Below are 11,860 nucleotides of genomic sequence, written 5' to 3'. Positions count from 1 at the left end.
ACCCAGCGCTCGGGAAGTGGCACGGACACGAGTCGACCCCGCCCGGAATCCCGGTCGGGGTCGACTTCTCCGTGGTGGCTCGGTCGCCGGCGCTCAGTCGGCGAGGTCGTCGCCGTAGCCGGGCATCCGGCCGGTGACGACGAAGACGGTCCGCTTGGCCACCGACACCGCGTGGTCGGCGAAGCGCTCGTAGAAGCGGCCCAGCAGCGTGGTGTCCACGGCCGACGGCACGCCGTGCGGCCACTCCTTGTCCATGATCACCGTGAACAGGTGCCGGTGCAGGTCGTCCATCGCGTCGTCCGCGTCCTCCAGCGAACGCGCGCGCTCGACGTCCTGCGTGCGGATGATGTCGGTGGCCTCGCGCGCCAGCTCGACCGCGATGCGGCCCATCTCGGCGAAGTACGGCTCGACGGTGTCCGACAGCACGTGGTTGGGGTGCCTGCGGCGCGCGGCCTTGGCGACGTGCAGCGCCAGGTCGCCCATGCGCTCGACGCTCTCCGCGGCGTGGATCACCGCGAGCACGATGCGCAGGTCGGTGGCGACCGGCGCCTGGAGCGCGAGCAGCGCGTACGACTGCTCCTCGATGCTGGCGCGGACGTCGTCGATCTTGACGTCGTCGCCGATCACCTGCTCGGCCAAGCCGAGGTCGGCCTGCAGCAGCGCGGCGGTCGCGCGCTCCATGGCGACACCGGCCATCGCGCACATGTCGGCGAGCTGGTCGGCGAGTTGTCCGAGCTGGTCGTGGTAGGCCTCACGCATGTGAGCAGCGTACGTGCAGGTTGTCGCCGTAGCGACCTACCCCGGTTAACCCGTGGTGAACCCAAGACGTCCAGATGGTCTACCGGCTACGCGCACGGGTCCTTGCCCGCGTTGACCACGCTCAGGTCGGGCGGCGGCGCGGTCTTGCCCGGCTCGGCGGGGGTCCCGCCCCCGGCCTGCGGTGCGACGACCTCCCCGTCCCAGCCCGGACCGATCAGGAGGGTCACCGCGCCGCCCTGGGACGCGTCGACCTCCAACGTGGCACCGGGGATCGCCGCCGCGAGCGTGAACGCCGCGTCCTCGCCGCCGACGCCGTACTTGATCACCGTCTTGGCCACGGGATCGGTGCCGCCGCTGTTGACCACGTCGAAACCCAGTTCCAGCAACGAGTTCTTGGTCCGGCCGGCCGCACCGTCGTTGGTCGCGTCGCCGTTGAACACCTGGACCTTGAGGCCCTTCGGGTCGATCACCTTGCCCTGCTTGGGAGCGGCGGGCGGCGGCGTGGTCACCGCGCCGGCATCGGCGGGCGGCGCGGCCGGCATCTCGTCCGGCAGCGGCGTGCCGTCGATGACGGCCTGGAACAACGCCTTGGTGGCGTCCATCTTCAACATCTCGCGGTTGTCGTTGGGCGACGGCGTGGGTCCGTCGTCGGTGTAGTGCGGCACCGTGACGAACGTGACGCGACCGGCTTCGATGCCCTGCAACGACTGCGCGAGCGTCAGCATGTCCTTGACGCCGATGTTCTGGCCCACGGTGGACGACGCGAACGCGTTCAGGAAGCTGTTGAGCTTGCCCGGGTTCAGCAGCATCTCGGTGGACAGGGCGGTGCGCAGCAAGGAGGACAGGAACTTCTGCTGCCGGGTGATCCGGTCGTAGTCGCCGAAGTCCTCGTTCTTCACCTTGCGGGCGCGCACGTAGTCGAGCGCCTTCTGGCCGTCCACCTCGTACTGGCCGGGCTTGTCGAAGATCATGCCCAGCTCGCCGTCGTCCATCACCTTCGGCACGCAGACCTTGATCTTGCCGACCGCGTCGACCATCCCCTTGAACCCGTTGAAGTCCACGGAGATGAAGTGGTTGATGGTCAACCCGGTCAGCTCGGTCATGAAGTTGGACACGCAGCGCGGCCCACCGTCCGCGTACGCCTGGTTCGCCTTCACGCCCTTCTGCGCGGGCAGCGTCTTGCCGGTGTACTCGGCCGTCTCCGGGTTCCACTCCTCGCAGTCCGGCCGGGTGATCTCCAGGTCGCGCGGCACGGACACCACCACGACCCGCTTCCGGTCGGCCGGGACGTGGGCCAGCATCAGGACGTCCGAGCGCGCGCCGGGCTCGGCGTCGGAGTCGCCGACCCCGTCCTCGGCCTTCGCGCCGGCCCGGGTGTCCGACCCGACGATGAGGAAGTTCTCGTCCCCCAACTGCTTCTCCGCCTCGTGCACCGCCGCGGAGTTGGTGTTGAGGGCGTCGATCTCGGTGAACTTGCTGTCCACGTAGAGCATCGCGCCCCAGCCCAGTCCGGTGGCGACGAACACCAGCACGGCGGCGGTCAGCGACAGCACCTTGACGACGCGGACGATCTTGCTGTGCTTGACGGTGCGGACCCGCCGGACCGGGGTGTCGGAGTCGTCGTCACCGTCCACAGAGGACGTGTAGACGGTCGCTTCCTCGTCGTGGTCGGCCTTCCACGGCATGAGCTTCTGCCGGCGCTCCTTGCGCTGGCGCTCCTGCTCGGCGAGCTCGTCGTGCACGGCGGAGAACCGGGCCAGCGTGTGGTCGACCTCGCGCCGCTTCTTGACGTCGTCGCTGATGGCCTCCATCTCGGTGGTGAGGCCGGCCGGGTCGATCTGGTCCCGCCGCTCAGGCCCACCGGCGGCCCCCAGCCGACCGGAGATGTCCCCGCCGCCGTCCGCACCACTGCCGGCCGGCGCAGCACTGGCTGAACCGCCGGCGGCCGGGGCGCCGCCCGGTCCACCGGCCGCGCCCTCGGCGAGCCGCCGGGGCTTGGGACCGTCCGCCGCAGCGGCGTCGGGCCCGTCCGCGAGCCGACGCGGACCACTACCCTCGGGCCCACCTCCGGCAAGGCGACGAGGCCCACTGCCGTCCGGCCCGCCCTCGGCCGGCCGACGCGGTCCACCTGCTTCCGGCCCGCCTTCAGCGAGCCGACGAGGGCCACTGCCCTCCGGTCCACCCTCCGCAAGCCTGCGCGGTCCGAGGCCCTCGGGAGCACCTTCGGCAAGCCGGCGAGGCCCGCTGCCTTCGGGTCCGCCGTCAGCAAGCCTGCGCGGTCCACTGCCGTCCGGTCCGCCCTCAGGGCGACGGGGGGCGTTGGGGCCGTCTGCGGCGAGGCGGCGAGGCCCGGTGCCGTCCGGCGCTCCCTCGGCGGGGCGTCGGGGAGCGTGCGGCCCGCCTTCGGCCAGTCGACGAGGTCCGGACCCGTCGGGCCCGCCCTCAGGCCGTCGAGGCGCGTGAGGAGCACCCTCGACGGGCCTCCTCACCCCACCGTCCGGCCCACCATCCGCAGGCCGCCGCTGAGCAGGTCCGCCTTCCGCCAACCGGCGAGGCCCGCTGCCATCCGGTCCACCTTCAGCCGGGCGACGGGGCACGCCGCCATCCGGTCCACCTTCGGCCGGGCGACGCGGTCCGTTGCCATCCGGCCCATTCTCAGCCAGACGGCGAGGTCCGCTGCCTTCAGGCCCGCCCTCGGCGAGCCGACGCGGTCCGCCATCGGGTCCGCCTTCGGCCAAGCGGCGCGGTTTGGGTCCGTCAGGTCCGCCTTCGACCGGGCGGCGCGGGCCGTCCGGGCCGCCTTCGGCGAGTCGGCGTGGGCCGGTTCCGGGGTCGTTGGGGCGGCGACCGCCCTCGGGGCCCGCGAACCGGCGCGGTCCGCTCCCGTCCTGACCACCGGGCGGCCGGACATCCGGACCGCCGGGCGCGTGCCCGTTGGGACCGGGCGCGACAGGCCCTGGTGCTGCCGGCCCGGGTGCCCCGGGACCGGGTGCTGCCGGACCGGGTGCTGCCGGACCGGGCGCTGCCGGACCTGGTGCTCCGGCACCGGGCGGGGGCGGCAGGGGGCGGCGGCCGGTGGCCTCCGGCCGGCGGGGCTCGTCGGGCGCGTACCGCCGACCGGGAGGGGCCTCGGGTCGCGGCCGGCGGCCGGTCGTTTCCGGCCGGGCCACCTCCTCCGGCCCGGGACGGCGGTTCTCGGGCGCACCACGGCGTCCGACGTCCTCAGGGGACGGCGCGGCCCGGCGACCGGTGTGCTCGGCAGAAGGCGTGAACGCGTCGGGCAGCGCACGCCGCCCGGTGTCCTCCGGAGCGGGACGCGCCCGTCGCCCGGTGTCCTCGGGGAACGGACGCGCGCGCCGCCCGCCCTCGTCGGCAGCAGCCCGCCGGCCGACACCGTCAGCGCCGGGCCGTGCCCGCCGCCCAGTGTCCTCGGGAGCCGCTCGACGCCCGGCATCCTCAGGCGCCGCTCGACGCCCAGCATCGTCAGGGGCCGCTCGTCGCCCGGTGTCCTCAGGGATCGCCCGACGTCCGGTGTCCTCCGGGGCCGCTCGTCGACCGAAGTCGTCGGGTGCAGACCGCCGACCTGCCTGCTCGGGCCGGGCTCGACGGCCCGCGTCCTCGGGGGCGGGGCGCGCGCGCCGTCCGGTGTCCTCAGGCCGTGCTACCGGGTGCGGAGTGACCGGTGGTGCGGCGGGGGGCGGAGGTGGTGCGGTCGGGCGGGCCCGGCGGCCGGTGCTCTCGGGAGCGGGCCTCGCGCGGCGGCCGGTGTCCTCGGGGGACGACTGGCGCGCGCGTCGGCCGGTCTCCTGCGGAGCGTCGGTGGACGGTGCGAAGTGGTCGGGAGCGCGGTGGGTGTCCGGCGGGGACGGTTCCCGGGTGTCCTCCGGGCGGGACGCGGCCCGGCGGCCGGTCTGCTGCGGGCCCGGCGGCTCGGGTCTGGGGTCGTCCGGTGGCACGGGACGCGGGATGTTCGTGCGGCTGTGCTGTTCCAGCAGCTCGGAAACGCTCAGACCGCCGCCGCCCTCCAGCGACCTGCGCCTGCGGCCGGTCGGCTGGTCGTCCTGCGGGGGCTGCTCACCTCGGGGTCCGGGGCCGCCACGGCGGGGCTCGTCGGGCACCCGGTCTCCCTTCAACCTTGGTCAGTAGCGGGTCGTCATCACGAGTTGACGACATCAAGGACACATTGGTTGCACCAACGGCGTGTCACTTGCCTTGGCGATACTACGGATGACCGCCAGTCCTGACGACCACTCCTGGTGATACAGGGGTCGCACCTACCCGATTCCGGGCAGCCTGCTACCTCCGAACGGGTGAGCTGCCACTACATCTCAGTAACCGGCAACCCGCGGTTCGGCGATTCCCCGTCGACCGGCGGCGGCACCCGCCAACCGAACCCGGCCGCTGTCCCGGTAGGCGACGGCGTTGCGTCCTGACTGCTTGGCGGTGTAGAGCAGGCTGTCCGCGCGGAGCAGTTGCTGTTCGGGTGCGACCGGAGGACGAGTCGGCGAATCCCCCTCCGGAGGCTCGTAAGCCAACCCGATGCTGACGGTCACCCGCAAACCGGGGGCCAGCGAAGCCCAGGCGTGACGCTCGACACGCATCCGCGCCGACTCGGCGATCTCCACCCCCACCGTCGCATCCACGCCCGGCAGCACCAGCACGAACTCCTCACCGCCGTAGCGGGCGCAGAACCCGCCCTCCGGGAGCTGCTCCTGCAGCAGCTCCACCACGCGCTGCAACACCCGGTCGCCCAGGAGGTGCCCGAACGTGTCGTTGACCTGCTTGAACCAGTCCAGGTCGATCAGCGCGAGCGCCAGGCCGCCCACCGCAGCACCGTGGTCGGCGACCATGCCGAGCAGGCGCTCGTCCAGGTACCGGCGGTTGTAGCTGTCGGTCAGGCTGTCCCGCAGGCTCTGCTCGCGGGCCTCCGCGTGCTCGCGGCGCAGCCGGTCCACCTCGCGCCGCAGCTGCTCGGGCACCTGCGGCTGCTCGTCCTGGTCGGCGTAGACCAGGTCGAACGCGGACCTCAGGTGCTGGTACGCCTGCCGCCACTGGCCACGGGAGGCGAGCAGCGCGGCGATCGACTCGTGCAGCTGCACCAGCCCGCTGCCCTCCGACGCGGGTCGGGGCCGTTCGTGGCCGCCGTCGTTGTCGAAGTCGGCGACCTCGGGTCGCAGTGCGGTCATCGCGCTCACCTCCCTCCTTGCCAAGGTGTCGTCTCCTAGGAGGCGGCGCTTGAGCGGGCGGGACGCGTCCAGGGGTTATTTCCCTCGACTGGTTGACCGTGGACTGCTCCGAACTGGTGACGTTGAATGATCAACAAGCCGGAGCGTGCGCCGTGCGTGGTCGCGGGACCGCAGCGCCGCGGACACCTCAGGCGGCGCACGGCGCGAAGCCGTAGGTCTTCCCGTTGAGCAGGACGAGGTGCTGCGAGCCGATCTGGTTGCCGATCTCGACGCCGTCCTGCGCGACGGTCAGCATCACCGCGACGACCACGACCACGCCGCGCGGGTGCTCGTCCTCGCCGGGCGGGATCCAGTCCGGGTCCAGGCGCAGCGTCGACATGGTCGGCCGGACCTCGATCGTGCCGTCCGGCAGCGTGCAGTCGCCGTCCCGGAAGTCCGGGTGCTGGGTGTCGGCGAGCAGGTCGCGCTGCTGCTTCACGCCCTGCGCGCCGGCGTCGTTCAGCGCGGTGAAGTAGCTGGTCACGAGCGTGCGCTCGGTGTCGGTGATCTGCAGCGCCCGCGCGGTCCCGGTCACCCGCGACCCGCACCCTGCCAGCGCCAGGGCGCACAGGACCGCCGCCACCACCCGCATCACCGGCTCAGCCGCCCGAGTGCACGTCTTCGGCGGACGGCGTCATCGCGTCCTCGGGGTCGTCCAGCCAGCCCTCCGGCAGCACGACCTTCGCGGGCGAGCCCTGCCGGCCGCGCGGGCCCTCGGCGTCCTGCGGGAACGGCGCGTCCGGGTCGAGCCCGCCGAGCAGGTCGTCCAGCTCGGTCAGCGTCGAGACCATGGCGAGGCTGCGCCGCAGCTCCGCGCCCACCGGAAACCCCTTCAGGTACCAGGCCATGTGCTTGCGCAGGTCGCGCAGGCCCTTCTCCTCGCCGAGGTGCGCCGCGAGCAGCCGCCCGTGCCGCCCGAGGATCTCCGCGACCCGGCCCAGCGACGGTCCGGCCGGCACCGGCTCACCCCGGAACGCGGCCTGCAGCTCGCCGAACAGCCACGGCCGGCCCAGGCACCCGCGCCCGACCACCACGCCGTCGCACCCCGTCCGCGCGACCATGTCCAGGGCGTCCTGCGCGCTGAAGATGTCACCGTTGCCGAGCACCGGGACGGAGGACACGACCTCCTTGAGCCGCGCGATCGCCGTCCAGTCGGCCTGCCCGGAGTACCGCTGGGCCGCCGTGCGGGCGTGCAGCGCGACCGCCTGCGCGCCCTCGTCCTCGGCGATGCGCCCGGCGTCGAGGTAGGTCAGGTGCTCGTCGTCGATGCCGATCCGGAACTTCACCGTCACCGGCACCCCGGCCGGTTCGGCGGCGCGCACCGCGGCCCGCACGATCTGCCGGAAGAGCTGCCTCTTGTACGGCAGCGCCGCCCCGCCACCCTTGCGGGTGACCTTGGGGACGGGGCAGCCGAAGTTCATGTCGATGTGGTCGGCCCGGTCCTCGCCGACGATCAGCTTGGTCGCCTCGCGCATCGACGTCGGGTCGACGCCGTAGAGCTGGAGCGAGCGCGGGTGCTCGTCCGCGCCGAACGTGATCATCTCCATCGTCTTGGAGTCGCGCTCGACGATGGCGCGGGCGGTGATCATCTCGCACACGTAGAGGGAGGTGGGGCTGCCGAACTCGCGGCAGAGCTGCCGGAACGCCACGTTCGTGATGCCGGCCATGGGCGCGAGCACGACGGCGGGATCGACCGCGTAGGGGCCGATCTTCAACGTGGGGGCAGCCGAAAGCACGCCCTCCAGGGTAGCCCGCCGGAGTGACCGGCTCCCCGATCGAGCCGTAGCCGTGTCGACACGGCCCGCCCGCTTCTCGAACGGACGCTCGCGCCCGGCTCGATCGAGGTGCCACACTGGGGTGGTCAGAGTTCGTCTGCTCCTGACTCGGTGGCCGATCGTCTCGATCGACCGGCCGTGGAGGCGCAGGCGTTCTTTCTTCACGGCGGAGTGCGTCGTGCCACGGGCGCGTCCCTCTGCCACACGAGGGAGAGCGCTCCATGCACACAGTCACCCAACTGCTTCTGAGTGCCCCGGTCCCGATCGTCGTGACCGCAGTCGTGCTGCGCTACGGGCCGTCGGCCGTGGTGGTCCTGGTGGCCGGGCTCGCGGCAGCCCTGGTTCCCGGCAGACGCGGAGCGCGCGCCCTGGCCGTGCTCCGGCTGATGCACACGACCACCGCCCAGCGCGCGCGGGTCGTCCCCCACCCCGGTGCGATCACCGGTCAGCCCGCTCGCCCAACGGTCACCCGGCCCGCCCGCGCGACGACCACCTGACCCACCACATCTCTTCTGGGATCGGTCGGCGCTCAGCCCCCATCGAACGCCGACCACCCGCCTCTTCCTCAAGCGTGCACCGGCGCCAACCCCCAGTCGTTGCACTGCATGAAGCGGCCAGGCGGGTACTCGCACTCGACCTCACCTTGAAGGGTGAACCCGAGCTTGCGGCACACCGCGTTGGACGCCAGGTGGCCGACCGACGGGAACGCGCGCACCCACCGATCAGGCCCGGCCTGCCGGGCCCGTTCCACGACCACCGCTGCCGCCGCCACGGCCACACCGCGTCCCTGGAACTCGGGCAGCACGCTCCACCCGACCTCGTGCACCGTGTGCCCCTGCCACTCCCTCTCCCAGAAGCCCACGCTCCCCGCCGACTCCCCGTCGACCACGACCCGGTACATCGCTCCACTGCGCAACACGAGGTACCGGCCGTGCCGGGAGACAACCTGGTCCTCGGCCTCCGGACCGCCGAGGTGGGTCGTCATCTCCGGCGCGTTGAGCCGGTGCAGCAGGTCCAGGTCACTCTCGGACCAAGGCTCGATGCGAATGTTCGCGGTCATGCCGACACAGTGCCGGCCGAGTACGACAATCCCGCCGTCTCCGCAGCTCAACCCCACTTGACCAGACCGCAACCCGCAGCCCAGCCACCCCTCACCCCGCCTCCTGACGCCCGGCCGCACCTCTCGATGCGCCCAAGCACCTGATGTGGCGCACACCACGTATGTCACCACCGTCGAACGACCCGCCCGTCTTCCACTAACCTGGGCAGCGGGCCGCTAGCTCAACTGGCAGAGCAGCGGACTTTTAATCCGCGGGTTCGGGGTTCGATCCCCCGGCGGCCCACCAAAGCCCCAGGTCAACGGCCTGGGGCTTTCGCGTCTCAAGCACTTCCCCATGTGGCGGACTCATCGCTGATCACAGCGCCGAGTGCGTCCGCATCCGCATGGCCAGGCGAGCGCCACCCCATGTGAACGTCCTGAGTCATCGACGCCCGGAAGGTCACCCGTGGGGCCGCTGCTGCGCACCGCCGAGGTCGCCCTGTGCGGTCGCGTGGCAGTCGGACAGTGGCGCTACCGTGGGGTGATGCGGGTCGCCACGTGGAACGTCAACTCGGTCAAGCAGCGGTTGCCACGGTTGTTGCCCTGGTTGGACGAGCGCGCTCCTGACGTCGTGTGCCTCCAGGAGACCAAGCTGACCGACGACGCCTTCGACGCGCTGCTCACCGCTCCCCTCGCCGAACGGGGGTACGAGGTCGCCGCGTTCGGGGAGTCCCGGTGGAACGGGGTGGCCCTGCTGTCCCGCGTCGGGCTGGTGGACGTGGTCACGGGGGTGGCCGGGGCTCCCGGCTTCCCCCACCCGGAGGCCCGGGCGGTTGCCGCCACCTGTGGTGGGGTCCGGGTCTTCTCCGTCTACGTCCCCAACGGGCGCGAGCCCGATTCCGACCACTACCGCTACAAGCTCGCGTGGTTGGACTCGCTGCGGCAGGTGGTGGCCGAGCAGGGGGACGACGTGCTGGTGTGCGGGGACGTCAACGTCGCCCCGGCCGATGCCGACGTGTTCGACCCGGCCGCGTTCGTGGGCCACACGCACGTGACGGCGCCCGAGCGCGCGGCCGTGGACGCCTTGGGGTTGCGGGACGTCGTGCGGGAGCGGTGGCCGGACGAGCGGGTCTTCACGTACTGGGACTACCGCGCCGGCATGTTCCACCAGGACCTGGGGATGCGGATCGACCTGGTCCTCGCCTCCGACCCGGTGGCCTCCCGGGTGGCGGCGGCGTGGGTGGACCGGAAGGCGCGCAAGGGGACCGGGCCCAGCGACCACGCGCCGGTGGTCGTCGACCTCGACACCGCGCCGGACGGGGACGTCGGGCCGGTCGTGCCGCCGCCGTCGGCCCCCCGGCCGCAGCGGACGGCCAAGCTCCCCCAGTCCTAGCCCGCCAGTCCTAGCCCGCCAGCTCGTCGGGCTCCAGGTCGGCGCTCCAGTCGGGCGTCCTGCGGGGTTGCAGGGCCAGGGCCACCCGCAGCGCCGCGTCGCGCACGCCGGTGAGGTGGCGGGTCCTGGCCAGCCGGTTGAGCGCCAGGGACTGCCGGACCATGCGCTGGGTCCGCTTGCGCCGCAACGCGTCGTACGCCCGCAGCGCCGTGGTCGGGTCCGCTGCGGCGCACCGGGCCAGGGTCACCGCGTCGATGATCGCCTGGCACGCGCCCTGGCCCAGGTCGGGCGTCATCGCGTGGGCCGCGTCGCCGATCAGGACCACGTTCCCCCGGTGGTACGCCGGCAGCGGCGGCACGTAGTCCAGGGAGTGGCGCAGGACCTCCGTCGCGGCGGCCAGGATCGCGGGGATCGGGTCGTGCCAGTGGCCGAAGGTCCGGTGCAGGTCGGCGTCCGGGCCGGTCATGGCGTACCAGTTGGTGCGGCCGTCGGCTTGCGGGGTGAGGCCGAACTTCACGCCCCTGCCCCACGTCTCGCCGCCGGCCTCGACCGGGACGTCGACCGTGCCGCGCCACCCGATCGCGCCGGACGGCCGGACGTCGACGCCGAACAACGCGCGCCGCGTGGCGCTGTTGATGCCGTCCGCCGCCACGACCAGGTCGTGGTCCAGGTCGGTGGGCTCCTCGCCGAACCGGATCGCGCCGGCGGGCAGGGCGGCGGCGAGGGTGGCCAGCAGCGCCGGGCGGGTCACCAGGTGGACGTCCGCCCGCAGCACGCCGATCCGCCTCCCGTCGGGCTTGCGCACCACCCCTTCGGGCTGCCTGCGGCCGGCGCGGCGGACGGCGTCGCCGAGGCCGACCTCGTCCAGGGCGTCCAGTGCATCCCGCCAGATCCCCAGGCCCGTCCCGGCGCTGGGCAGGGCCGGTGCCCGCTCGAACACGGTGACTTCCCAGCCCGCCCGGCGCAGGCCGGTCGCCACCGTCAGACCGCCGATGCCCCCGCCGATCACCGCTGCTCTCATACCGGTGACCGTACTACAGCTGTAGTGCCTAACACTACGGGTGTAGTGTCACGGCTGTGACGAGGCGGCTCCAGGTGCTCGACGCGGCCATCGCGGTGTTGGGCGCGGCAGGCCCGCGCGGGCTCACGCACCGGGCCGTGGACGCGGCGGCGGGTCTGCCGCAGGGCTCGACCTCCAACCACTTCCGCACGCGCGACGCGCTGGTGGACGGCGTCGTGGACCGGTTGCTGGAGCGCGAGACCGAGCTGTGGGGTCGGCTCGTGGACGACGTCTCGACGCCCGACGCGCTGGCGGCGGTCGTGGGGCGGCTGGTCGAGCAGCTCGCACACGAGCGCCTGATCACGCTGGCCCGGCACGCGGTGTTCGTGGAGGCCGCCGTGCGTCCCGAGCTGGGCCTGCGGATCGCCGCCGCGCACCGGCGCATCGCGCAGTGGGCGGCACCGCTGCTAGCCGCGCTCGGCTCCGACGACCCGGTGCGCGACCTCCGCCTGGTGCTGGCCGTGGTCGACGGGCTGCTCACCAACCAGCTCGCCAACCCCCAGCCCGACTTCGCGCCCGCCGAGGCCGTGCGGACCGTGCTGCGCGGGGTGTTCGGACCGAACGCCTGAAGGGCGGCGCTCGGAAACGTTGGTACGGCGCGGTGTCGAC

At 73.0% G+C, this 11,860-nt stretch carries 11 protein-coding genes and 1 tRNA gene; 4 read left to right on the top strand and 8 right to left on the bottom strand.

What is annotated here, in order from left to right; translation table 11 throughout:
- Nucleotides 1-93: 93 nt before the first annotated feature.
- The 6 genes from phoU to dusB form a co-directional block, all read right to left on the bottom strand.
- The gene (gene phoU / locus AB0I60_RS09155; RefSeq protein ID WP_360727116.1) at nt 94-759 is read right to left on the bottom strand and encodes a phosphate signaling complex protein PhoU; all 666 of its coding nucleotides are present in this window, start codon (nt 757-759) and stop codon (nt 94-96) included.
- A gap of 86 nt (nt 760-845) precedes the next feature.
- Entirely contained in the window at nt 846-2,570 is a 1,725-nt protein-coding gene (locus AB0I60_RS09150) for an LCP family protein (RefSeq protein ID WP_360727114.1), read from the bottom strand.
- Nucleotides 2,571-3,244: 674 nt separating this feature from the next.
- Nucleotides 3,245-3,478 carry a hypothetical protein gene (locus tag AB0I60_RS09145; protein ID WP_360727113.1) on the bottom strand — a complete coding sequence of 78 codons (234 nt, stop codon included), beginning with the start codon at nt 3,476-3,478 and terminating at the stop codon, nt 3,245-3,247.
- Nucleotides 3,479-5,087: 1,609 nt separating this feature from the next.
- The gene (locus AB0I60_RS09140; RefSeq protein ID WP_360727111.1) at nt 5,088-5,945 is read right to left on the bottom strand and encodes a GGDEF domain-containing protein; all 858 of its coding nucleotides are present in this window, start codon (nt 5,943-5,945) and stop codon (nt 5,088-5,090) included.
- Between the two features lie 187 nt (nt 5,946-6,132).
- Nucleotides 6,133-6,576: a hypothetical protein gene (locus AB0I60_RS09135; RefSeq protein ID WP_360728496.1), complete on the bottom strand. Its 444-nt coding sequence runs from the start codon at nt 6,574-6,576 to the stop codon at nt 6,133-6,135.
- A gap of 7 nt (nt 6,577-6,583) precedes the next feature.
- Complete coding sequence (dusB, locus tag AB0I60_RS09130; protein ID WP_360727109.1) at nt 6,584-7,720, bottom strand: tRNA dihydrouridine synthase DusB; 1,137 nt, start codon at nt 7,718-7,720, stop codon at nt 6,584-6,586.
- 260 nt (nt 7,721-7,980) lie between these two features.
- Between dusB and AB0I60_RS09125 the strand changes: the two genes are divergently transcribed.
- A complete protein-coding gene (locus AB0I60_RS09125; RefSeq protein ID WP_360727107.1) occupies nt 7,981-8,256 on the top strand; it encodes a hypothetical protein in 276 nt (91 codons plus the stop codon).
- Between the two features lie 68 nt (nt 8,257-8,324).
- On the opposite strand, the gene AB0I60_RS09120 is transcribed toward AB0I60_RS09125, so the two are convergent.
- On the bottom strand, nt 8,325-8,819 hold the full coding sequence (locus AB0I60_RS09120; RefSeq protein ID WP_360727105.1) for a GNAT family N-acetyltransferase: 495 nt from the start codon (nt 8,817-8,819) through the stop codon (nt 8,325-8,327).
- 210 nt (nt 8,820-9,029) lie between these two features.
- On the opposite strand from AB0I60_RS09120, the gene AB0I60_RS09115 reads away from it, so the two are divergent.
- Together AB0I60_RS09115 and AB0I60_RS09110 are read left to right on the top strand one after the other, a co-directional pair.
- Nucleotides 9,030-9,105, top strand: a tRNA-Lys gene (locus AB0I60_RS09115).
- A 237-nt stretch (nt 9,106-9,342) separates the two neighbouring features.
- Complete coding sequence (locus tag AB0I60_RS09110; protein WP_360727103.1) at nt 9,343-10,191, top strand: exodeoxyribonuclease III; 849 nt, start codon at nt 9,343-9,345, stop codon at nt 10,189-10,191.
- A gap of 10 nt (nt 10,192-10,201) precedes the next feature.
- On the opposite strand, the gene AB0I60_RS09105 is transcribed toward AB0I60_RS09110, so the two are convergent.
- On the bottom strand, nt 10,202-11,212 hold the full coding sequence (locus AB0I60_RS09105) for an FAD-dependent monooxygenase (protein WP_360727101.1): 1,011 nt from the start codon (nt 11,210-11,212) through the stop codon (nt 10,202-10,204).
- 56 nt (nt 11,213-11,268) lie between these two features.
- On the opposite strand from AB0I60_RS09105, the gene AB0I60_RS09100 reads away from it, so the two are divergent.
- Nucleotides 11,269-11,820 carry a TetR family transcriptional regulator gene (locus AB0I60_RS09100; RefSeq protein ID WP_360727099.1) on the top strand — a complete coding sequence of 184 codons (552 nt, stop codon included), beginning with the start codon at nt 11,269-11,271 and terminating at the stop codon, nt 11,818-11,820.
- The last annotated feature ends 40 nt before the right edge of the window (nt 11,821-11,860 follow it).

The organism is Actinosynnema sp. NPDC050436, assembly GCF_040655415.1.
Classification (GTDB): domain Bacteria; phylum Actinomycetota; class Actinomycetes; order Mycobacteriales; family Pseudonocardiaceae; genus Actinosynnema.
The sequence above is the reverse complement of the archived record's forward strand: the minus strand, read 5'-3'. Positions and strand labels throughout refer to the sequence as shown.